Source organism: Marinomonas rhodophyticola, from assembly GCF_026113935.1.
In the GTDB taxonomy this organism is placed as follows: domain Bacteria; phylum Pseudomonadota; class Gammaproteobacteria; order Pseudomonadales; family Marinomonadaceae; genus Marinomonas; species Marinomonas rhodophyticola.
Map to the genome: position 1 here is coordinate 53,751 of NZ_JAPEUL010000001.1, position 23,109 is coordinate 76,859.

22 protein-coding genes and 3 pseudogenes are annotated in these 23,109 nt (G+C 41.5%); 12 read left to right on the plus strand and 13 right to left on the minus strand.

Annotated elements, in window-relative coordinates; genetic code table 11:
- Positions 1–6 precede the first annotated feature (6 nt).
- Positions 7–768 carry a fumarate/nitrate reduction transcriptional regulator Fnr gene (gene fnr / locus ONZ52_RS00345; RefSeq protein ID WP_265216672.1) on the plus strand — a complete coding sequence of 254 codons (762 nt, stop codon included), beginning with the start codon at positions 7–9 and terminating at the stop codon, positions 766–768.
- A gap of 24 nt (positions 769–792) precedes the next feature.
- Positions 793–1,335 (plus strand): adenine phosphoribosyltransferase, encoded by a 543-nt coding sequence (locus tag ONZ52_RS00350; RefSeq protein ID WP_265216673.1) that lies wholly within the window; start codon positions 793–795, stop codon positions 1,333–1,335.
- Between the two features lie 57 nt (positions 1,336–1,392).
- Here the strand turns inward: ONZ52_RS00350 and ONZ52_RS00355 are convergent, their stop codons facing one another.
- The 4 genes from ONZ52_RS00355 to ONZ52_RS00370 form a co-directional block, all read right to left on the minus strand.
- The gene (locus tag ONZ52_RS00355; RefSeq protein WP_265216674.1) at positions 1,393–1,965 is read right to left on the minus strand and encodes a YfaZ family protein; all 573 of its coding nucleotides are present in this window, start codon (positions 1,963–1,965) and stop codon (positions 1,393–1,395) included.
- 10 nt (positions 1,966–1,975) lie between these two features.
- Entirely contained in the window at positions 1,976–2,815 is an 840-nt protein-coding gene (gene ttcA, locus ONZ52_RS00360) for a tRNA 2-thiocytidine(32) synthetase TtcA (protein ID WP_265216675.1), read from the minus strand.
- Between the two features lie 147 nt (positions 2,816–2,962).
- A complete protein-coding gene (locus ONZ52_RS00365; RefSeq protein ID WP_265216676.1) occupies positions 2,963–3,295 on the minus strand; it encodes a SprT-like domain-containing protein in 333 nt (110 codons plus the stop codon).
- Complete coding sequence (locus ONZ52_RS00370) at positions 3,232–5,304, minus strand: RecQ family ATP-dependent DNA helicase (protein WP_265216677.1); 2,073 nt, start codon at positions 5,302–5,304, stop codon at positions 3,232–3,234. Before ONZ52_RS00370 ends, ONZ52_RS00365 begins: the two co-directional genes overlap by 64 nt.
- A gap of 15 nt (positions 5,305–5,319) precedes the next feature.
- On the opposite strand from ONZ52_RS00370, the gene ONZ52_RS00375 reads away from it, so the two are divergent.
- Positions 5,320–5,964 carry a YecA family protein gene (locus ONZ52_RS00375; RefSeq protein ID WP_265216679.1) on the plus strand — a complete coding sequence of 215 codons (645 nt, stop codon included), beginning with the start codon at positions 5,320–5,322 and terminating at the stop codon, positions 5,962–5,964.
- Between the two features lie 21 nt (positions 5,965–5,985).
- On the opposite strand, the gene ONZ52_RS00380 is transcribed toward ONZ52_RS00375, so the two are convergent.
- The 7 genes and pseudogenes from ONZ52_RS00380 to ONZ52_RS00415 all read right to left on the minus strand — a co-directional run bounded on the left by ONZ52_RS00380 (position 5,986) and on the right by ONZ52_RS00415 (position 13,677).
- Positions 5,986–7,116 carry a SpoIIE family protein phosphatase gene (locus ONZ52_RS00380; RefSeq protein ID WP_265216680.1) on the minus strand — a complete coding sequence of 377 codons (1,131 nt, stop codon included), beginning with the start codon at positions 7,114–7,116 and terminating at the stop codon, positions 5,986–5,988.
- A 33-nt stretch (positions 7,117–7,149) separates the two neighbouring features.
- Positions 7,150–7,452, minus strand: a complete 303-nt coding sequence (locus tag ONZ52_RS00385; protein ID WP_265216681.1) for an STAS domain-containing protein — start codon at positions 7,450–7,452, stop codon at positions 7,150–7,152.
- Positions 7,453–7,479: 27 nt separating this feature from the next.
- Positions 7,480–7,785, minus strand: a complete 306-nt coding sequence (locus ONZ52_RS00390) for a BolA family protein (protein ID WP_265216682.1) — start codon at positions 7,783–7,785, stop codon at positions 7,480–7,482.
- Positions 7,786–7,796: 11 nt separating this feature from the next.
- Positions 7,797–11,212, minus strand: a pseudogene (locus ONZ52_RS00395) (SbcC/MukB-like Walker B domain-containing protein).
- Between the two features lie 9 nt (positions 11,213–11,221).
- Positions 11,222–11,869: a DUF4194 domain-containing protein gene (locus tag ONZ52_RS00405; RefSeq protein WP_265216685.1), complete on the minus strand. Its 648-nt coding sequence runs from the start codon at positions 11,867–11,869 to the stop codon at positions 11,222–11,224.
- Positions 11,869–13,260: a Wadjet anti-phage system protein JetA family protein gene (locus ONZ52_RS00410; protein ID WP_265216686.1), complete on the minus strand. Its 1,392-nt coding sequence runs from the start codon at positions 13,258–13,260 to the stop codon at positions 11,869–11,871. The genes ONZ52_RS00405 and ONZ52_RS00410 overlap by 1 nt, the downstream gene beginning before the upstream one ends.
- 39 nt (positions 13,261–13,299) lie before the next feature.
- Positions 13,300–13,677 (minus strand): sirohydrochlorin chelatase, encoded by a 378-nt coding sequence (locus ONZ52_RS00415; protein ID WP_111608219.1) that lies wholly within the window; start codon positions 13,675–13,677, stop codon positions 13,300–13,302.
- Between the two features lie 197 nt (positions 13,678–13,874).
- On the opposite strand from ONZ52_RS00415, the pseudogene ONZ52_RS00420 reads away from it, so the two are divergent.
- Positions 13,875–14,192 (plus strand): annotated as a pseudogene (locus ONZ52_RS00420) (NAD-dependent epimerase/dehydratase family protein); the annotation flags it as partial.
- A 17-nt stretch (positions 14,193–14,209) separates the two neighbouring features.
- On the opposite strand, the gene ONZ52_RS00425 reads toward ONZ52_RS00420, so the two are convergent.
- Positions 14,210–14,887 carry an NAD-dependent epimerase/dehydratase family protein gene (locus tag ONZ52_RS00425; RefSeq protein ID WP_265216687.1) on the minus strand — a complete coding sequence of 226 codons (678 nt, stop codon included), beginning with the start codon at positions 14,885–14,887 and terminating at the stop codon, positions 14,210–14,212.
- 196 nt (positions 14,888–15,083) lie between these two features.
- Between ONZ52_RS00425 and ONZ52_RS00430 the strand changes: the two genes are divergently transcribed.
- The 8 genes and pseudogenes from ONZ52_RS00430 to ONZ52_RS00475 all read left to right on the plus strand — a co-directional run bounded on the left by ONZ52_RS00430 (position 15,084) and on the right by ONZ52_RS00475 (position 22,779).
- Positions 15,084–15,461: a sirohydrochlorin chelatase gene (locus ONZ52_RS00430; protein WP_111608219.1), complete on the plus strand. Its 378-nt coding sequence runs from the start codon at positions 15,084–15,086 to the stop codon at positions 15,459–15,461.
- A 39-nt stretch (positions 15,462–15,500) separates the two neighbouring features.
- The gene (locus ONZ52_RS00435) at positions 15,501–16,892 is read left to right on the plus strand and encodes a Wadjet anti-phage system protein JetA family protein (RefSeq protein ID WP_265216686.1); all 1,392 of its coding nucleotides are present in this window, start codon (positions 15,501–15,503) and stop codon (positions 16,890–16,892) included.
- On the plus strand, positions 16,892–17,539 hold the full coding sequence (locus tag ONZ52_RS00440; protein WP_265216685.1) for a DUF4194 domain-containing protein: 648 nt from the start codon (positions 16,892–16,894) through the stop codon (positions 17,537–17,539). The genes ONZ52_RS00435 and ONZ52_RS00440 overlap by 1 nt, the downstream gene beginning before the upstream one ends.
- Before the next feature lie 9 nt (positions 17,540–17,548).
- A pseudogene (locus ONZ52_RS00455) lies at positions 17,549–20,966 on the plus strand (SbcC/MukB-like Walker B domain-containing protein).
- An 11-nt stretch (positions 20,967–20,977) separates the two neighbouring features.
- The gene (locus ONZ52_RS00460) at positions 20,978–21,283 is read left to right on the plus strand and encodes a BolA family protein (RefSeq protein ID WP_265216682.1); all 306 of its coding nucleotides are present in this window, start codon (positions 20,978–20,980) and stop codon (positions 21,281–21,283) included.
- A 27-nt stretch (positions 21,284–21,310) separates the two neighbouring features.
- A complete protein-coding gene (locus ONZ52_RS00465; protein WP_265216681.1) occupies positions 21,311–21,613 on the plus strand; it encodes an STAS domain-containing protein in 303 nt (100 codons plus the stop codon).
- 33 nt (positions 21,614–21,646) lie between these two features.
- Positions 21,647–22,450, plus strand: a complete 804-nt coding sequence (locus tag ONZ52_RS00470; protein WP_265216691.1) for a response regulator — start codon at positions 21,647–21,649, stop codon at positions 22,448–22,450.
- On the plus strand, positions 22,447–22,779 hold the full coding sequence (locus ONZ52_RS00475; RefSeq protein WP_265216692.1) for a serine/threonine-protein phosphatase: 333 nt from the start codon (positions 22,447–22,449) through the stop codon (positions 22,777–22,779). Before ONZ52_RS00470 ends, ONZ52_RS00475 begins: the two co-directional genes overlap by 4 nt.
- A gap of 21 nt (positions 22,780–22,800) precedes the next feature.
- On the opposite strand, the gene ONZ52_RS00480 is transcribed toward ONZ52_RS00475, so the two are convergent.
- The coding region (locus tag ONZ52_RS00480; protein WP_265216693.1) for a YecA family protein at positions 22,801–23,109 on the minus strand (309 nt) is incomplete at its 5' end.

A 23,109-nucleotide genomic window follows, 5' to 3' on the forward strand; every position in this document is an offset into this window, starting at 1 on the left:
AATCACATGACCATGACACACACACAGTCACGATTTAATAGTACGCTTACCTCGCAATGTCAAAACTGTAGTTTAAGTGCACTTTGTCTTCCCATTGCATTAGCGGATGAGGACATCAATAGACTGGATCAGATAATTGAACGCAAAAAACCATTGAAAAAAGGGGATTTTTTGTTTCGTCAAGGCGAACCATTTGATTCTGTTTACGCGGTCCGCTCTGGTACACTAAAAACGTTCAATATCACCTCTTATGGTGAAGAGCAAATAACAGGCTTCTATTGCCCTAGTGAGCTAGTTGGTCTAAGTGGTATTGACTCCAACGTTTATCCAGTGTCTGCAAAAGCGTTAGAAACAACCACGGTGTGCGAAATTCCCTTTAGTCATCTTGAAGAGCTATCTTCCCAAATCCCCTCTTTAAAGCATCAGCTGTTTAAGGTAATGAGTCGAAAAATTTCTGACGATCAACAAATGATGGTCCTTTTAGGCAAAAAAAATGCGGATGAAAAAGTCGCCTCTTTTTTGCTCAACCTATCGACTCGATTTAAGAAGAGAGGCTATTCTGCGAGTGCCTTCCGCTTATCTATGTCCCGTGGTGAGATAGGTAACTATCTTGGTTTGGCGGTAGAAACGGTAAGTCGAGTCATTACTCGTTTTCAAAAAAGTGAATTGATTCATGTTGATGGCAAAGAAATTGAGATAATTGATTTCCCTGAGATACAAAAACTCGTTGGGGTTGCGAGTGATTGTGGTAAAATCGCCAACATTTGATTGATATAATGAGGCGCTTGCAACATGCTCTATGACGATTTTTACGTTAAATCACTGATACAAACAGTTGAAGACTGGCCGAAACAAGGCATCAGCTTTCGAGACATCACTCCCATTTTTAGTGACCCTAAAGGCATGAGAATGGTAGTAGATGCTTATGTTCATCGTTATATCTCTACAAATATATCTCACATCGCTTGTATCGATGCGAGAGGGTTTTTAATTGCAGCTGTATTGGCGTATGAGTTGCAAAAGCCTCTTATTTTAGTGCGTAAAAAGGGTAAGCTTCCAGGTAAAACCATCTCACAAAAGTATGCTTTAGAATATGGCGAAGCAGAACTAGAGATACAAGAAGGCGCCGTTAGCGCAGGTGATGAAGTTCTATTATTTGATGATCTCATTGCGACCGGTGGAACCTTGTTTGCAGCGATTGAGCTTTTAACAAAGCAAGGAGCAAAGATCAAAGAAGTAGCGGCTATTATTGACCTACCGGATCTTGGCGGGAGTCAAAAATTAAGAGATAGCGACATTCCTGTTTTCAGTCTTTGCGCTTATAACGGCGATTGATTCAAATCAGCAAAAAAGGTGGCATAAGCCACCTTTTTTTGTTTGCCAGGAGCACAATTAGAAGTCTACTGTTGCACCAACAGAAAGACCTTTATCAATTTCTTTACGGCTATTGTCCTCATATACAGTGACAGTTTTGCCATAACGAACATAAATTCTGGCATTGCGCATCGTCATGTATTCAGCACGAAACTCGTAAGTATACATGTGATCCAAGTTCGATAGTGCTAGCACTTCTGGGGTATAGTAAACAGAGCCGTAAATGCTCACACGATTCGCTGCGGGCAACGTATATCGGTACCATCCCCCTAAGGCTAGAGCAAGGGAAAGATCATCATTCCCTGTATCACTGTCTAAATTAGCATCGATTGCATAAAAACGAATACCCAAACCAGCCTGAAGTGGACCGCTAGTGTCTGAGTCTTCAACCGTCACACCAATATGTGCCGTTGATGTGTTCTCATCGTCATTATGAGTAACACCACCATTCACACCGAAAGCGCCCATATTTAGATCAATGTCGCCCTTCACTGTATCATTATTTAAGCTTACCCCTGCCGAGGAAGCATGAACGATAGATGATCCTAAAATGCCGGCGGTTAGTAATAGTGCTTTTTGTGTAAGATTCATTTCTATTATCCTATAATGAAATAATATTTAATCGGTCAAAGGCCGCTGGCGACTGCTTTAACCCCTTAAAGTCAAACAATTCAGTATCTGCTAAGTGAGATGGAACTACATTTTGTAAAGCAGAGAACATGGTCTCAATTCTTCCTGGAAATTCTTTTTCCCATTTTTGTAACATGTCTTTGACAACTTGTCTTTGAAGATTTTCTTGAGAGCCACAAAGGTTGCAAGGAATAATGGGATATTCCTTCATGTGAGCAAACGCTTCTATATCAGATTCTTTACAGTAAGCCAAAGGTCGAATCACGATATGCTTTCCGTCATCACTCAATAGCTTCGGAGGCATTGATTTCAATTTACCACCAAAAAACATATTTAAAAATAATGTTTCAAGAATATCGTCTCTATGGTGGCCCAATGCTATTTTAGTCGCACCAATTTCTTCAGCAAAGCCATAAAGTGAACCACGGCGCAAACGAGAGCACAAACCGCACGTTGTTTTACCTTCTGGTACGATTTCTTTGACGATACTGTAAGTGTCACGCTCTAAGATATGAAAATCCACCCCCAGCTCTTCCAAATAAGCAGGTAAGATATGCTCTGGAAAGCCTGGTTGCTTCTGGTCCAAGTTTACAGCAACAATGCTGAACTTTATTGGAGCACTAGCCTGTAGATTACGTAAAATCTCAAGCATAGTATAAGAGTCTTTGCCCCCAGATAAGCACACCATTACCTTGTCACCATCTTCAATCATATTGAAATCGGCAATGGCTTGGCCTGTTAATCTACGAAGGCGTTTTTGGAGTTTATTTAGCTCCAACTTTTCTTTAGGTCGATTAGATAAATCCATCATATATACGCTGTGAATAAAACGCGCTTATCTTACTATAAGGATGATGTCATCGCATCAAAAATGGATGACTTAAGGTCAATTGTATGAAAAAACGCTATTTTCACTCAATTTAGTTACGATGTAAGGGTATTTTTTTACTTAGAAATTTCAAAGAGCAATGACATTTTTTACAAATGTACTCTGTTCCTTTTTGAAATTCCTAGTATGGCGTTGCTTGCTAAAATGATGCTTTTGACAAGCACAATAATATTCATAGCTGTTTTTTTGTGGAGGAACATCAAAAGTATGCGTCCTGTTTGGTCGGATACCAAAAACCTTAAACATAACCGCTTGCCATTCTTTACCATGCGGTTTTACGCTATTGCCGTAAATTTGATAGACCACCATGTGCGCTACTTCGTGTGGAACCACACTGTTTAAAAACTCAGTTGGATTCTGTTGATACATAAAATAGTTAAAACGTAGCTCGTTTTTTTGCAAGTGCGCCGTACCAGCCGCTTTGCCTCTTTGTTTAAAATTACATACAGACCGTTTAAATGTCGTGCCAAAAAAGCATCAGCTGTAGCGAAACATTGTTTAGCTTGTTCAGAAACATGCTGGAGTGCATCGATTTCGTCACTTGATGTTGTTTGTCTTGCACTCAAGTACATACTATATGAAGCTCTACCTGAGTCAGTTTCATGAATGACTTTCATCAGCGATTCGGCAAAAACAGCGACACTTTCTTTTGGTAATCCGGTTAAGCGGCTTAGAGACGCCACCGAAGTCGGTTTATGTAGACTGATCAACCTAAGCTGAGTGTCACTTAACGTTATATTAGCGTCTGCGTATTTCCACGCCAGAATCTTATGCCAGTTAGTGCTCTCTGATTTCAGTACATCTTCTGACAGTACAGGATAATAATATTCTGCAGGAATAATAATTTGCACTTTACCTTGCAGCACAGCCCGGGCTTTTTCATTGATACATAATGTAAAGAAGCTTGTCGTCCCCACGGAGATATATTCGTATGCTATGAGATATCGAATAACCGACTTCCATTGGGCCTCATTAAGCTCCTTGCCTTTACCAAATAATGGTAAAGATTCCCCTTTAATAGCAGAAACGGATTTGCTTTTTTTGCCCAATAAAACTTGAATAAGCAGGGAAAATGGCTGCAAACCTTTCGTATGATAGACTAGCGACAACAGTTTTTGACTGGCTGTTGACATGTTTTGCTCAGATCGATTGGTCAAGCATCGGTCACAATACTGGCAAGCGGGAATTTCCTCATCAAAATGAGATAACAAGTTTTGTCGCCGACATCCTCGCCCCTCTAAAATACGAAATAAACTTCCTAAATGCTGTATTTCTCTTTCTGATGCCATAGGGTTAAGAGCGGCCAATTGTTGGGCTTGAAGCATATCTTGCAAACCATAAAGCAATAGCGATTTAGCGGGTTTTCCATCTCGTCCTGCTCTTCCCACTTCTTGAAAATAAGCTTCTGGACTGCTTGGTAAATCTAAATGGATGACAAACCTAACATGCGCAATATCGATTCCCATGCCGTAAGCAGTGGTCGCCACCATAATCGTGCCATATTGTTTTATGAAAACAGCGTGATTTGCTTGTTTCTCTTCGTCGGTCATAGCTGCATGATAGCTCAAACTTGGCAAGCCTAAACCACGTAGCCAGTTTGATAGCTCGTCGGTCTTTTTTCTTGAACGACAATAAATAATGCCTGACTCACCAGGAACTTCATGGTGTAAAAAATACAATATTTGCTGTTTGGCTTTACGTTTTTGAGCAATCTGAAGCTTTATGTTAGCTCGATCAAAACTGCTTTTTAATACTAAGCAGTCAATAAGTTGTAATGATTCTTGAATTGTTATGATAGTTTTTTGATCTACGGTTCCGGTTAAAGCGATAATAGGTACATGAGGAAAAAATGCTTTAAGCTGACCAAGTTGACTGTATTCAGGGCGGAAAAAATCCCCCCATTGTGAAATGCAATGTGCTTCATCAATGGCAAATAAAGAAATATCTATACTGTGCAAAAAGCCAATAACGGAAGCTTGCACTAGTTTTTCTGGGGAGAGATACAGTAAATCAATATGATGATGACGTAACGCCCAAACAAGGTCGTCTTGCTCACCTGAGTTCAAAGTAGAGTTCAGGAATTTGGCACGAATGCCCTTTGCGTTCAATTCTTCTACTTGTTGTGACATAAGGGACAACAAGGGGCTGACAATGATGGCGACACCGGATCTAATCAGACCAGCGGCTTGGTATACTAAAGATTTACCACCACCTGTGGGAGCGGCAAGTAAAACGTCTTGCCCTGAGCATAGCGCATCAATCGCCTGTTCTTGCAAAGGGCGATACTCGCTGTGACCTAGGCGTAAAAGAGTTTGTGTCTTTAAGTTCATTTCGTAATTATCTCTTAACGCAGCACTTTGTGCATCGATTTTTCTTCTTCTTTTCGCTAGAATCAAACACTTAATTTGCATTAAGGAAACATCTAAATGGCACACCAACCTCTTGATGATCTTGAGTTAGAGACGTTAGAAGATTTTTTGGAGTCAGATCAAGTTCATGAAGAATGTCAGAACTTTGTTATGGCGCATGGCTTTTTAACAGCGTTATCTATTTGTCCAGTTTTGACAGCCGAAGAAAAATGGCTGCCAGTTATTTTTGAAGAGACTCCCAAATTTGACAATGAAAAACAAGAGAAACAAATACTTCAATATCTCTCCCGACTTTTTATTGATATTCAAATTGAACTAGAATCCGAAGAAGGTTTCATGGTGCCCTGTGAGCTTGAAATGGGTTCTTCTCCGGAAGAATTAAGTGAATTACAGGAATGGGCGACTGGCTTCATGGAAGGCGTATTCATGACCGAAAGCCATTGGTTTGAGTCAGAAAAAGAAGAAGTTGTCGCCGAGCTTTTATTGCCGATTATGGTGGCGTCAGATTTGTTTGATGATGAAGAAGTTATGCAAATTAGGCAAAGCGAAAAATTGACAAACTCATGTATTGCTCAAATACCTGAAGTGGTTACTGATTTGTTCTTAGTATTACGCACTGAACCTGAAAAACGCCCGTTTCCAAAAGCTCAACCAAAAGCGCAGGGCAATAAGAACAAGAAAAAAAGCGCTAAGAAAAACTAATCACCTCCCTGCTTACACGGATTATTGTAGGCAGGCACTCCTTAAAGCGACAAGGGTAATATCATCAAGCTGGACCGATTCTCCTTGATATTCAGTGAGTTTCTTCTCTGTCATTTGCTGAGCTAATATCAAGTCTTTTTCAGCATATGAACTGGCAATAAGCGCCTTGACATTGTCGTCACCCAGCATCTCATTTTGATCGTTTTTTAGCTCTAAAACCCCATCAGAGACAATAATAAGCGTGTCTCCTAAATGCAATGTATTATGCTGTAAGTCCGCATCAAACTCCCTAGTTGGAAGTATCCCAAGTGGCATGTGGTTTGAACACAGATAATCAAAGGTTCCGTTTTCCTGGCGGATGAAAGCATTTGGCATTCCCCCGCCCCAATAAGTGAACTCACCACTTGGTGTCATCAGGATCAAGTAGCCAGCACAAAACATGTAGTCCGGCAAAATACTAAATAAAATTTTATTAATTTTTATTGCTAACTGATTAATATCAATCAAATCATCCACGGCGTCAAAAAACGCCTGCATAACAGGTAATGCACCAATTGAAGCGGGTAGCCCATGCCCCGTAAAATCTCCAACAAATACAAGACGAGCCTCATCAGAACGAGTTTTTACTAAGGCTAAATCACCGTTAAAACTGGCCGCTGATAATCGTGTTATAGCAACTTGATCAGAATTATTTTCACTACGTGTTTGGATATGATCAAGAACATGATGAGCCATCTCATGCTCCCGTTCTATCATCGTTTGGTAATAAGTTAAGGCTTTGTTTTTTCTATACATTTCTTTCATTAGTTCGACATGTCTCATATGGGTTTTCAGTCGAATATTGAAAAGGACTTCATTGAAGGGTTTAGGAATAAAATCATCTGCGCCAGCTTTAAAGCACTTATCCATTACGGAGTCTGTAGTGTGAGATGCCAAAAAAATCATCGGCACAAAACGATTGCCCGAAAGGATTTTAAGCTGTTTCACCAATTCTAAACCACTTCCACCTTTGATAATAACATCGAGCGTTACCATGTCTGGTATATAGTCAATAAAGGCTGTGATGGCTTCATCGTAACTTGCCACGCTTTTCACCGTGACATGCTCTTTTTCTGCGCACAAAGAAATGATTTCGCGATAAACGGGCGCCACTGTCTACGCATAATAATTTCATTCATCTGACCTTTATTGAATATCAAAACGTTTATCGAAACGAGAAATCATTAAAATATTTTTAATGAAAGCATTGGCTCCTTTGAGCTGTATTTTACTATCTTGTTCGATGGCATTTCGCATGCTTAACAGCATACCAAGCGCGGCACTGTCTAAATACTCAACTGTACTCATGTCTATAACATAAAGAGCATAATGCTCAGCGAGGTTCGAGTACGCAGCTCGAAAATCATTAAATAATGAAAAATCAAAACTGCCAACAATCGCAATGGTTACCGTATCGTTGTCATTATTAATCGAAACTGAAATACTCATTAGTTGACCGAATTAAGGTTATTTACCTTATTCGCCTCCGTGGCATTTTGGCGATGAAGGAGCCAACGCATTGCGTTCGCTCCATTCTTTTGGTGAATACAGGTGCATAGCAAGAGCATGAATTTTCGTCATTTCGTCTTGCAAAACCCCATAAACAAGCTGATGGCGCTGAACCAATCTCTTCCCTTCAAATTCGTCACTTACTAGAACTAATTTAAAGTGTGACTCGCTTCCTGCTGGAACATTATGCATGTCGCTCTCATTTTCTAGCGACATATGATGCACAGCCAGTTTTTCATTGATGCGTTTTTCTATTTGATTTTGCACTAGCATAGAATTTCCTCTCATACTGGAACAGCGAGACTTTCCGACTGACCATTAAGGAGAACTTGCCCCTTCTCTTTTGGGTAAGCCACATCAATAGAAACTGCCCCACCTTCGCGCCATACGCTGATAATGGTATCCATGTTAGCAGCCATTACTGCACGCTTATCGTCTGGCGCAGCCGCAATCACTTGGAGGCCTATGTCTTTCATGAATCCCATACACGTTGATGTTTTAACCATATCAATCTTATTGAACGCTTCATCGAACATAGCTAACGAGAAACCACCCACAATTTCACCGTCCATTGTTTCATGTAAGCGATATGTCGTGGATAGTGCCGCGGCAATCGCCAGATAAAATGGGATTTGATGCTCACCACCCGAACCGGTTTGAATACGCTGACTCAGCGTGGTTTTCTTATTACCTTCAGCGTCTAAAATGTCCACTTCGAAGTTATAGAATTTACGATAATCTGCAAGGTCCTGCTGCTTTTCATCATCCGATATTAGTTCCTGAATGGAAGCAATCGCACGGATATGATCTGGATCATTGCTTAAATGTGGGTCAAATAATCCACCTACATTGGCTTGATCTTGTGCGCTGAAGCGCTCAACAAGATCCAGGATATCCTTCATATCACCATTCGGATAATAGCGAAATTGATAAATTTCTTGGTTAAAAGGACGACGTTTCAGGCTGTGATTAAGCTCACGAATAATGTGCGCTACCTGGTCAAGAGAGTCTTTCAACTTAGATACATAATCGGAACGGAAGGTTTCTTCTGCTTCTTTACGGGCCAACTCTGCCCGTTTAGCATATTTTGCCAATTCTGTTTCACTCAAAATATCAATTTGATAAGAGACATAATGCTCAAATTCTTCAAACTTAGACTCCAAGTAATCTAATTGCACATCATTGTCTAAGCTAGCATGATGGTATTTGCCGTAGTGATCCGCCACTTCTTTGCGAACTTTTTGATCAAAACTGCGGGCTTTTTCACTGGCTTTTTCTGCTCTACTTATCGCTTCTTTATATATCGCAGCACCGTTAACCATGCTGCTCTCCAATAAAGCATAACGCTCACTGGCAAATTCAGCATCGTATTTTGGATTGGACGTTAAACGATTTCGTTCTTCATCTAGTGCTGCTAAGGCAGAACTTAACTGACTTTTTTGTGTACTCAGTGCGCCAAATTGCTCCGCAATTTGCTGACGTTCTCGATCAAGTTTCTTACGCTCTAGTTCTACATTAGCGATACGTGATTTAAGCGCCTCAATACGCTCTTGAAGATCGGTGTCATCGTGCTTTTGTAGCTGAACAATTTCTACTTCAACTGACTCTAATTCTTGTGCTAAACGAGTCACAGCATGACTTGCGTTACCAATACTCTCGGCATCAAACTGATTGTTTGCCATCACACGACCAAGCAAAGAGTCTGCTTGTTCTAAGCGTTGATCCGCTTTAAGGAAATTCATTAGTTCATTACTTAAATTGGCAAGCTGTTTTTCACGAGATTCACGCATGCCTTCCGTATTAATGCCCACCATCATATGTGGGACAAAACGAATAGTCGAAATGGTTCCGGCCAATTTCAACATACCGTCGGCTGTCATGGCACTGTCTTCGCGTAATAACTCACGTTCAGTCTCGACAGGTTTAATACCGCCTAAACGGCGATTTAGATAAGCCTGAGCATGATCATTGTTGCAATGAATAAAGCGTAATGCAGAGTTATTATCACCACGATTTAACCAGAGTCTAGTTTGGGTAGTGTCGATCACTCGACATCCCATTAGTTGACGTCGATGGGCACGAAATATACGAATTGATTCCTCAGCGTCTTCAGGCTCTACAATCAATGCCTCACGCTGAGCACCAAGATAGCCCTCAATAGCATCTTGCCACTTCCCGTCTGTTACTTCAGCTAAGTGGCTCAACGGCGTGGCAGTAATGTTGGCGTCTTTCAATAAAGCGATTAAACGTTTTGTGTTTTGAGACAGTGGACTAATACCCCCTTTCAAAGAGGAAACATCAGACTCTAGTTGTTTGCACTCATCTTTTAGATTAAGTATGGTTCGATTTAACTCGGAACGTTGAGCAAACACCTGAGACTTCTCTCTGTCTAACATCTCATTAAGCACAACAAGCTTTTGCGTTAATGGTTTTAAGTTACCTTCTACTCGTCCATCTTCAGTAATTAAGCCATTAAAAACAGCGAACTCTTTAACAAGCGCATTGGTTTCTTTTGATAGCAAATCTTCAAAAGAACTCAGCGCAGACAGCAGTAGAGTCAATTGACGTACTTGTAAAATAGCCTTTTGATCTTGTTGACCTTGCAGTGTCAGTAGTTTCTTACTTTGCTCTAGCTGCTGCAATTTCAAACCAACATCAGAATGCTCATATTGTTGTTCAAAGCGGAGTAACTGCGCTTGTAGCTGTTTTAACAAACTACTTTGCGTGGCAAGTTCTTCTTCAATCTCTTCTTCGCGCTCTTTTTGGAGCTCGTATTGATCTTGGATGTCATCTTGCTTACTGCCCAGCTCGTCAAAACGCGCTTCAGTGGCAATCCACTGATAATTGATGGCACTTTGTTCTTGCTGATGCTTTTTTTCACAATCTTGCTGAATCAGTTTTAGGTCATCAATACGCTTAGATACTTCAAGCGTCTTTGCCTCTAGATGACGATATTCATTCAAAGACTTCTGGTAGGCCCCAACCTGCAAGGGGCTTCTGCCAGAACGAAATCTTGCACAAAACGAGTTGGTGACGCAATTGGCACAAACTTCAAGGCGTTTTTGAAGTTTTTTAGGAAGCTGTCCAGTGTAATAAGATGATCTGGACTTGGGCTGAGTTCTTCAAGGTAACGATTAATGTATTGCGTTGCGGATGCACTGCCGGATTTGATGTAGGGGTCTAGGCACACCTTTTTCATCGTTTCTCGTACTTCAATCCAAGGTTTCGCCTTGTAGCTCTTACCTTCCATTGCGTCAATAAAATCCGTTTTTCTGGCACCAAAATTCGACAGTACAAAGCGACCTAGTACATCTTCTTCAGGGGCCGCTAGCGATGCACTCAACGCTAACCCCACAGTGGACTCTTTTCCTGTAATGCTGTCTTCAAATACCAGGGCAAGGTAACTGGTCGCATCTTGTCTAGGTTGAGTACCAAAGACTTTTGCATTGGCTTGACCTGAATCTATCATCCCTAATATATAAGAGCGAATACTGCGTCCGCTGGCTTTACCATCGTTTGCACTGGCGTTGTAATTTAGATGACGCTTACTGGCGCCCGTCAATACAGTTTGGATAGCATCAAGTAAAGACGATTTACCTGGCTCCGTGGGTCCAATAATGGCGGTATTACCACGAATGCTAATTTCTTCTGCACCAAGTAGGTACCAATTTACTAATACGATTCGATTTAACTTTTTCATATTTTGGCCCTAGTCTTGATTGGTTTCTTGCGTTGTTTCTGTTTCAGCATCTGAATCGGCCACGTCGTCTTCATCCGGATCGGTGCCATTAAATGACTCCAATTGCCTTAGGTACGCTTCGGTAACAATGAGTCTAACCACAGGCGTAATATTGACCATTTGATTTTTGCTGTCTTCTTCATAGGTTTTGCCACGAATAACGATTCCGTGCCGGCTGAATAATGCCAAGATATCCTTGAAGCGAGTCTCATTCGGAATTTCACGTTTAACCAACTGCACAAAGCGATCTAGAATCGTGTGGGTGTTAGTGGCAACAAAGCCATTATCGACTTCGAAATTCTCTATTTTTTCCTCGTAGATTTGGCGAAGAACAAGCAAAAATAGCGTCTCGTCGGTTTTCAAACGAACAAACGCCTCTTTTTGAATGGGTAAGACACCAGCAAGACGCTCATTTTCGTTAATGTAAAGCTTCATCCCCAGGGCATCAAATAGGTTATCGAAGTAATCCTGATAGGATTCTAAAAGCAAATAATGTTTACGTTGACCGTGCTTGTAGGCGCTGGCAAATTGGTTGGCAATCACGAAATTTGCTGTTTGTTGAAACTCTTGAGCATCTTTTCCGGACTCTTCAACCACTTTTTTTAATTCTCTAAGCATTACGCTTTGCTCCTACGTACGACAGTAAATTCCCGGCATTCGACAAAATCATGCACGTCTACATATTGATCGGTAAATTGGACTTCAAATAAGTCTTCTATTTTCTTCGCACTTACCCCCAAAGAGCCGACATAGCGTAAATGGTCAAAGCAAACAAAATCTTCAACGGATTCAATCGTAAAATCCAAAATATGCTTGCTATTCTCTGCTGCAATTTGCTCATCTAAGTAGCTCTGCATTTTGGGAATAGTGACCTGCCTAGCTTCATGGAAGCGACGCTGCTGATCACGCATTTTTATGGCATCAGCAGACACCTCTGAAGGTGTCATCACACGCGGTGGTGGCGGCTCTCGACGTTTCGTTGGTTGTGCCGCAGAAGCCATGCCAACAAAACGTGCACCAATCACTTCTTTTAAAACAGGTAATTTCTCGTATTTTGCTATATCAGTAATAATGCCAGCCACTTTGTTTGCCATGCCAGGTCTTGAGCTGTCCATGTATCGGGCGGTATCGGCTGCACGTTTTTCTAGACGGTAACGATATTCGTCGATGCGCTCTAGGCGTTGCTCTATGTTACTAAAGGTTTGGATGATGTCTCGGCAGTCTTTTTCTACCATAGCTTGCGCTTCTGCCATGGTAATTAACTGTTGGTCAACATAGCATTGCGCAACCTGTCCCATTGTTTCAGGATTGCCCAAAAACTCTTGAGTCAGTTCAAGGATTTGGCGTCTAAATCGAAATGGGTTGTTGCTGGTCTTAATGGTTTTGTAATCGGCAATCAATATCCCTTCTACAAACAAATCAAAGAATCCAGCCACGATTGCTTTCGGATCTCGACTGGCAAAAAGCTCTCTTTGCAAGCTCCGAATGCCCAGCAATATCTGATTCAAATGCGCAGAAAAATCCCTTGATGCCTCCGCAGACTGGCGTAATGTAACACCACGTTCTTTTGGATGCTTAGCGACAGATTCTAAATTACTCAGAATGCTTAAAACGGTCGCGCCATAATTACGTTTGCCATGGCGACTGATTTCAACTAGGGAGCGAAGCAACATAGAGATTTGCGGTGTCATTAGTACACTGACACGATACAACTCTTGTTCTTCCACCAGCCAGCCTGTATTGACTAAGCGATGGTAAATTCTTAGCGCGTAGTCATGAATTGTTTTTGGCGAGTCAAAGGACTCTTTTTGCTCATCATGCCAAGCAAGGGTATCTAATTTGTGAAGCGTATCTTCAATCGATTCGATAATCGTTGATTTGTCTTTTATTGGGTCTTCAGCATGGTCATAAAAAACCTCCGCCAAATCATTCAGTACTGCTTCAATTAATGCCCTATTTGAGCCGCTTAATGCCTGAAATATTTCATCAGGCAAGTGTCTAAATAGCATGCACTCGACTCCATAAAAGATCAAAAACTAATGGCATATTTAGACCTTACCCAAATGATTGGCAATGACAGTCTGCATGGCATTTTTCACTAGCACATCATCGCCAATAGGTGGTAATAACTCTATTTGCAAATCATCAGACTGCAGCAATGCTATTTGCGCAGGCACGTCTTGTCGAAGATGACGTCCCACGGCTAAAAACAAAGGCAATACAGCAATGTGACGGACTTCTTTGCCCAATATATCTATCACATCTTCTAATGAAGGTGCGGTAAGCTCCATATAAGCTAAACTAACGTTGTTTTCGCCATACGCCTGAGCAACTTGCTGATAGAGTGATTCGAAGGGCTGTTTCCAAAGAGGGTCTGGGCTTCCATGTGCAAGAAGTATGATGTGATCGTATTCTTTGCGTAGCATTTTGATACCTAATGTTTCTCGATTCCTCCATTTTAGCCATCCTGTCTTAGAAAAAGAAGCTGCATATTAAAAAACCTTAAAATCTTCTGGCGAAATTGATAAAAAAACGCTCCTTCAAGTGAATTTGTGAAGTTATTGATCCTATTTCTTTTTTTATGCGTAAACTAAGGACCATTGCAATCCACAGGATAAGGTAAATGAAGATTCTATTGTCTGGGGCAACAGGTTTTGTTGGTCAGTATTTAACTAAAGAGCTTCTTAAAAACGATCATCAGCTATACGCACTCGTGAAAAAGACGTCGGACACTCGCTTGGATCCAAGCATAGTTCAACTTACATTACCATTGTTACAAACACTGGATGAACAAATCGATGTGTTTATCAACTTAGCGGGCGAAAATATTGCTGCACGCCCTTGGACTGCAAAGCGTAAAGAAGCACTCTTTCAAAGCCGTGTTACTTTGACTAAGCAGGTGCGGTTGTCACTTAAGCATCCTGTCAAACGCCTCATATCCATGTCAGCTGTTGGATTTTATGGTATTTCTCGACATGGCACGTTTACTGAAGAAACCATGCCAAAACAAGGGTTTGCCCATGAGCTCTGTCGTGCTTGGGAAGAAGCGGCAATGTGTATCCAAGAAAACCACTGCTGCCCGCCCGCAATCGGACCTCCAAGTCCACATAAAAAAGGTAGGCGCATTTTTTCCAAAGCGCCGCCGTTTCCCAATACGACGCCTAACCGAAAGATCACCACTTGGGTTCCGTCATCAATAAACTCATTTGCCGCTTCTTCCCAAGCACGACAGAGCTCATGGGCAAACCCTTGTTTTGGCATGGTTTCTTCAGTAAACGTGCCATGTCGAGAAATACCATAAAATCCAACAGCTGACATGGATATGAGGCGTTTGACAGGATGCTTAAGTGACAACCGCACCTGCTTAGTCAAAGTAACACGGCTTTGAAAGAGTGCTTCTTTACGCTTTGCAGTCCAAGGGCGTGCAGCAATATTTTCGCCCGCTAAGTTGATAAACACATCGATTTGTTCATCCAGTGTTTGTAACAATGGTAATGTAAGTTGAACTATGCTTGGATCCAAGCGAGTGTCCGACGTCTTTTTCACGAGTGCGTATAGCTGATGATCGTTTTTAAGAAGCTCTTTAGTTAAATACTGACCAACAAAACCTGTTGCCCCAGACAATAGAATCTTCATTTACCTTATCCTGTGGATTGCAATGGTCCTTAGTTTACGCATAAAAAAGAAATAGGATCAATAACTTCACAAATTCACTTGAAGGAGCGTTTTTTTATCAATTTCGCCAGAAGATTTTAAGGTTTTTTAATATGCAGCTTCTTTTTCTAAGACAGGATGGCTAAAATGGAGGAATCGAGAAACATTAGGTATCAAAATGCTACGCAAAGAATACGATCACATCATACTTCTTGCACATGGAAGCCCAGACCCTCTTTGGAAACAGCCCTTCGAATCACTCTATCAGCAAGTTGCTCAGGCGTATGGCGAAAACAACGTTAGTTTAGCTTATATGGAGCTTACCGCACCTTCATTAGAAGATGTGATAGATATATTGGGCAAAGAAGTCCGTCACATTGCTGTATTGCCTTTGTTTTTAGCCGTGGGACGTCATCTTCGACAAGACGTGCCTGCGCAAATAGCATTGCTGCAGTCTGATGATTTGCAAATAGAGTTATTACCACCTATTGGCGATGATGTGCTAGTGAAAAATGCCATGCAGACTGTCATTGCCAATCATTTGGGCAAGGTCTAAATATGCCATTAGTTTTTGATCTTTTATGGAGTCGAGTGCATGCTATTTAGACACTTGCCTGATGAAATATTTCAGGCATTAAGCGGCTCAAATAGGGCATTAATTGAAGCAGTACTGAATGATTTGGCGGAGGTTTTTTATGACCATGCTGAAGACCCAATAAAAGACAAATCAACGATTATCGAATCGATTGAAGATACGCTTCACAAATTAGATACCCTTGCTTGGCATGATGAGCAAAAAGAGTCCTTTGACTCGCCAAAAACAATTCATGACTACGCGCTAAGAATTTACCATCGCTTAGTCAATACAGGCTGGCTGGTGGAAGAACAAGAGTTGTATCGTGTCAGTGTACTAATGACACCGCAAATCTCTATGTTGCTTCGCTCCCTAGTTGAAATCAGTCGCCATGGCAAACGTAATTATGGCGCGACCGTTTTAAGCATTCTGAGTAATTTAGAATCTGTCGCTAAGCATCCAAAAGAACGTGGTGTTACATTACGCCAGTCTGCGGAGGCATCAAGGGATTTTTCTGCGCATTTGAATCAGATATTGCTGGGCATTCGGAGCTTGCAAAGAGAGCTTTTTGCCAGTCGAGATCCGAAAGCAATCGTGGCTGGATTCTTTGATTTGTTTGTAGAAGGGATATTGATTGCCGATTACAAAACCATTAAGACCAGCAACAACCCATTTCGATTTAGACGCCAAATCCTTGAACTGACTCAAGAGTTTTTGGGCAATCCTGAAACAATGGGACAGGTTGCGCAATGCTATGTTGACCAACAGTTAATTACCATGGCAGAAGCGCAAGCTATGGTAGAAAAAGACTGCCGAGACATCATCCAAACCTTTAGTAACATAGAGCAACGCCTAGAGCGCATCGACGAATATCGTTACCGTCTAGAAAAACGTGCAGCCGATACCGCCCGATACATGGACAGCTCAAGACCTGGCATGGCAAACAAAGTGGCTGGCATTATTACTGATATAGCAAAATACGAGAAATTACCTGTTTTAAAAGAAGTGATTGGTGCACGTTTTGTTGGCATGGCTTCTGCGGCACAACCAACGAAACGTCGAGAGCCGCCACCACCGCGTGTGATGACACCTTCAGAGGTGTCTGCTGATGCCATAAAAATGCGTGATCAGCAGCGTCGCTTCCATGAAGCTAGGCAGGTCACTATTCCCAAAATGCAGAGCTACTTAGATGAGCAAATTGCAGCAGAGAATAGCAAGCATATTTTGGATTTTACGATTGAATCCGTTGAAGATTTTGTTTGCTTTGACCATTTACGCTATGTCGGCTCTTTGGGGGTAAGTGCGAAGAAAATAGAAGACTTATTTGAAGTCCAATTTACCGATCAATATGTAGACGTGCATGATTTTGTCGAATGCCGGGAATTTACTGTCGTACGTAGGAGCAAAGCGTAATGCTTAGAGAATTAAAAAAAGTGGTTGAAGAGTCCGGAAAAGATGCTCAAGAGTTTCAACAAACAGCAAATTTCGTGATTGCCAACCAATTTGCCAGCGCCTACAAGCACGGTCAACGTAAACATTATTTGCTTTTAGAATCCTATCAGGATTACTTCGATAACCTATTTGATGCCCTGGGGATGAAGCTTTACATTAACGAAAATGAGCGTCTTGCTGGTGTCTTACCCATTCAAAAAGAGGCGTTTGTTCGTTTGAAAACCGACGAGACGCTATTTTTGCTTGTTCTTCGCCAAATCTACGAGGAAAAAATAGAGAATTTCGAAGTCGATAATGGCTTTGTTGCCACTAACACCCACACGATTCTAGATCGCTTTGTGCAGTTGGTTAAACGTGAAATTCCGAATGAGACTCGCTTCAAGGATATCTTGGCATTATTCAGCCGGCACGGAATCGTTATTCGTGGCAAAACCTATGAAGAAGACAGCAAAAATCAAATGGTCAATATTACGCCTGTGGTTAGACTCATTGTTACCGAAGCGTACCTAAGGCAATTGGAGTCATTTAATGGCACCGATCCGGATGAAGACGACGTGGCCGATTCAGATGCTGAAACAGAAACAACGCAAGAAACCAATCAAGACTAGGGCCAAAATATGAAAAAGTTAAATCGAATCGTATTAGTAAATTGGTACCTACTTGGTGCAGAAGAAATTAGCATTCGTGGTAATACCGCCATTATTGGACCCACGGGATCCAGGTAAATCGTCTTTACTTGATGCTATCCAAACTGTATTGACGGGCGCCAGTAAGCGTCATCTAAATTACAACGCCAGTGCAAACGATGGTAAAGCCAGCGGACGCAGTATTCGCTCTTATATATTAGGGATGATAGATTCAGGTCAAGCCAATGCAAAAGTCTTTGGTACTCAACCTAGACAAGATGCGACCAGTTACCTTGCCCTGGTATTTGAAGACAGCATTACAGGAAAAGAGTCCACTGTGGGGTTAGCGTTGAGTGCATCGCTAGCGGCCCCTGAAGAAGATGTACTAGGTCGCTTTGTACTGTCGAATTTTGGTGCCAGAAAAACGGATTTTATTGACGCAATGGAAGGTAAGAGCTACAAGGCGAAACCTTGGATTGAAGTACGAGAAACGATGAAAAAGGTGTGCCTAGACCCCTACATCAAATCCGGCAGTGCATCCGCAACGCAATACATTAATCGTTACCTTGAAGAACTCAGCCCAAGTCCAGATCATCTTATTACACTGGACAGCTTCCTAAAAAACTTCAAAAACGCCTTGAAGTTTGTGCCAATTGCGTCACCAACTCGTTTTGTGCAAGATTTCGTTCTGGCAGAAGCCCCTTGCAGGTTGGGGCCTACCAGAAGTCTTTGAATGAATATCGTCATCTAGAGGCAAAGACGCTTGAAGTATCTAAGCGTATTGATGACCTAAAACTGATTCAGCAAGATTGTGAAAAAAAGCATCAGCAAGAACAAAGTGCCATCAATTATCAGTGGATTGCCACTGAAGCGCGTTTTGACGAGCTGGGCAGTAAGCAAGATGACATCCAAGATCAATACGAGACTCCAAAAAGAGCGCGAAGAAGAGATTGAAGAAGAACTTGCCACGCAAAGTAGTTTGTTAAAACAGCTACAAGCGCAGTTACTCCGCTTTGAACAACAATATGAGCATTCTGATGTTGGTTTGAAATTGCAGCAGCTAGAGCAAAGTAAGAAACTACTGACACTGCAAGGTCAACAAGATCAAAAGGCTATTTTACAAGTACGTCAATTGACTCTACTGCTGTCTGCGCTGAGTTCTTTTGAAGATTTGCTATCAAAAGAAACCAATGCGCTTGTTAAAGAGTTCGCTGTTTTTAATGGCTTAATTACTGAAGATGGACGAGTAGAAGGTAACTTAAAACCATTAACGCAAAAGCTTGTTGTGCTTAATGAGATGTTAGACAGAGAGAAGTCTCAGGTGTTTGCTCAACGTTCCGAGTTAAATCGAACCATACTTAATCTAAAAGATGAGTGCAAACAACTAGAGTCTGATGTTTCCTCTTTGAAAGGGGGTATTAGTCCACTGTCTCAAAACACAAAACGTTTAATCGCTTTATTGAAAGACGCCAACATTACTGCCACGCCGTTGAGCCACTTAGCTGAAGTAACAGACAGGAAGTGGCAAGATGCTATTGAGGGCTATCTTGGTGCTCAGCGTGAGGCATTGATTGTAGAGCCTGAAGACGCTGAGGAATCAATTCGTATATTTCGTGCCCATCGACGTCAACTAATGGGATGTCGAGTGATCGACACTACCCAAACTAGACTCTGGTTAAATCGTGGTGATAATAACTCTGCATTACGCTTTATTCATTGCAACAATGATCATGCTCAGGCTTATCTAAATCGCCGTTTAGGCGGTATTAAACCTGTCGAGACTGAACGTGAGTTATTACGCGAAGACAGTGCCATGACAGCCGACGGTATGTTGAAATTGGCCGGAACCATTTCGACTATTCGTTTTGTCCCACATATGATGGTGGGCATTAATACGGAAGGCATGCGTGAATCTCGTGAAAAACAGCTTGCCAATTTAAGTAATGAACTAATGAATTTCCTTAAAGCGGATCAACGCTTAGAACAAGCAGACTCTTTGCTTGGTCGTGTGATGGCAAACAATCAGTTTGATGCCGAGAGTATTGGTAACGCAAGTCATGCTGTGACTCGTTTAGCACAAGAATTAGAGTCAGTTGAAGTAGAAATTGTTCAGCTACAAAAGCACGATGACACCGATCTTCAAGAGCGTATTGAGGCGCTTAAATCACGTATCGCTAATGTAGAACTAGAGCGTAAGAAACTTGATCGAGAACGTCAGCAAATTGCGGAGCAATTTGGCGCACTGAGTACACAAAAAAGTCAGTTAAGTTCTGCCTTAGCAGCACTAGATGAAGAACGAAATCGTTTAACGTCCAATCCAAAATACGATGCTGAATTTGCCAGTGAGCGTTATGCTTTATTGGAGAGCAGCATGGTTAACGGTGCTGCGATATATAAAGAAGCGATAAGTAGAGCAGAAAAAGCCAGTGAAAAAGCCCGCAGTTTTGATCAAAAAGTTCGCAAAGAAGTGGCGGATCACTACGGCAAATACCATCATGCTAGCTTAGACAATGATGTGCAATTAGATTACTTGGAGTCTAAGTTTGAAGAATTTGAGCATTATGTCTCTTATCAAATTGATATTTTGAGTGAAACAGAATTGGCAAAATATGCTAAACGGGCAGAGTTGGCCCGTAAAGAAGCAGAAGAAACCTTCCGTTCCGATTATGTATCTAAGTTGAAAGACTCTCTTGACCAGGTAGCGCACATTATTCGTGAGCTTAATCACAGCCTGAAACGTCGTCCTTTTAACCAAGAAATTTATCAATTTCGCTATTATCCGAATGGTGATATGAAGGATATCCTGGATCTTGTTGAGCGCTTCAGCGCACAAGATCAAGCCAATGTAGGTGGATTATTTGACCCACATTTAAGCAATGATCCAGATCATATCCGTGCGATTGCTTCCATTCAGGAACTAATATCGGATGATGAAAAGCAGCAGGACCTTGCAGATTATCGTAAATTCTATAACTTCGAAGTGGACATTTTAGACGCTGAAGGTAATAAGAAAACCACGCTGAGTCAGCGTATTCAAACCGGTTCGGGTGGTGAGCATCAAATCCCATTTTATCTGGCGATTGCCGCGGCACTATCCACGACATATCGCTTACATGAAACAATGGACGGTGAAATTGTGGGTGGTTTCTCGTTAGCTATGTTCGATGAAGCGTTCAATAAGATTGATATGGTTAAAACATCAACGTGTATGGGATTCATGAAAGACATAGGCCTCCAAGTGATTGCGGCTGCGCCAGACGATAAGCGTGCAGTAATGGCTGCTAACATGGATACCATTATCAGCGTATGGCGCGAAGGTGGGGCAGTTTCTATTGATGTGGCTTACCCAAAAGAGAAGGGGCAAGTTCTCCTTAATGGTCAGTCGGAAAGTCTCGCTGTTCCAGTATGAGAGGAAATTCTATGCTAGTGCAAAATCAAATAGAAAAACGCATCAATGAAAAACTGGCTGTGCATCATATGTCGCTAGAAAATGAGAGCGACATGCATAATGTTCCAGCAGGAAGCGAGTCACACTTTAAATTAGTTCTAGTAAGTGACGAATTTGAAGGGAAGAGATTGGTTCAGCGCCATCAGCTTGTTTATGGGGTTTTGCAAGACGAAATGACGAAAATTCATGCTCTTGCTATGCACCTGTATTCACCAAAAGAATGGAGCGAACGCAATGCGTTGGCTCCTTCATCGCCAAAATGCCACGGAGGCGAATAAGGTAAATAACCTTAATTCGGTCAACTAATGAGTATTTCAGTTTCGATTAATAATGACAACGATACGGTAACCATTGCGATTGTTGGCAGTTTTGATTTTTCATTATTTAATGATTTTCGAGCTGCGTACTCGAACCTCGCTGAGCATTATGCTCTTTATGTTATAGACATGAGTACAGTTGAGTATTTAGACAGTGCCGCGCTTGGTATGCTGTTAAGCATGCGAAATGCCATCGAACAAGATAGTAAAATACAGCTCAAAGGAGCCAATGCTTTCATTAAAAATATTTTAATGATTTCTCGTTTCGATAAACGTTTTGATATTCAATAAAGGTCAGATGAATGAAATTATTATGCGTAGACAGTGAAGCCCGTTTATCGCGAAATCATTTCTTTGTGCGCAGAAAAAGAGCATGTCACGGTGAAAAGCGTGGCAAGTTACGATGAAGCCATCACAGCCTTTATTGACTATATACCAGACATGGTAACGCTCGATGTTATTATCAAAGGTGGAAGTGGTTTAGAATTGGTGAAACAGCTTAAAATCCTTTCGGGCAATCGTTTTGTGCCGATGATTTTTTTGGCATCTCACACTACAGACTCCGTAATGGATAAGTGCTTTAAAGCTGGCGCAGATGATTTTATTCCTAAACCCTTCAATGAAGTCCTTTTCAATATTCGACTGAAAACCCATATGAGACATGTCGAACTAATGAAAGAAATGTATAGAAAAAACAAAGCCTTAACTTATTACCAAACGATGATAGAACGGGAGCATGAGATGGCTCATCATGTTCTTGATCATATCCAAACACGTAGTGAAAATAATTCTGATCAAGTTGCTATAACACGATTATCAGCGGCCAGTTTTAACGGTGATTTAGCCTTAGTAAAAACTCGTTCTGATGAGGCTCGTCTTGTATTTGTTGGAGATTTTACGGGGCATGGGCTACCCGCTTCAATTGGTGCATTACCTGTTATGCAGGCGTTTTTTGACGCCGTGGATGATTTGATTGATATTAATCAGTTAGCAATAAAAATTAATAAAATTTTATTTAGTATTTTGCCGGACTACATGTTTTGTGCTGGCTACTTGATCCTGATGACACCAAGTGGTGAGTTCACTTATTGGGGCGGGGGAATGCCAAATGCTTTCATCCGCCAGTGAAAACGGAACCTTTGATTATCTGTGTTCAAACCACATGCCACTTGGGATACTTCCAACTAGGGGAGTTTGATGCGGACTTACAGCATAATACATTGCATTTAGGAGACACGCTTATTATTGTCTCTGATGGGGTTTTAGAGCTAAAAAACGATCAAAATGAGATGCTGGGTGACGACAATGTCAAGGCGCTTATTGCCAGTTCATATGCTGAAAAAGACTTGATATTAGCTCAGCAAATGACAGAGAAGAAACTCACTGAATATCAAGGAGAATCGGTCCAGCTTGATGATATTACCCTTGTCGCTTTAAGGAGTGCCTGCCTACAATAATCCGTGTAAGCAGGGAGGTGATTAGTTTTTCTTAGCGCTTTTTTTCTTGTTCTTATTGCCCTGCGCTTTTGGTTGAGCTTTTGGAAACGGGCGTTTTTCAGGTTCAGTGCGTAATACTAAGAACAAATCAGTAACCACTTCAGGTATTTGAGCAATACATGAGTTTGTCAATTTTTCGCTTTGCCTAATTTGCATAACTTCTTCATCATCAAACAAATCTGACGCCACCATAATCGGCAATAAAAGCTCGGCGACAACTTCTTCTTTTTCTGACTCAAACCAATGGCTTTCGGTCATGAATACGCCTTCCATGAAGCCAGTCGCCCATTC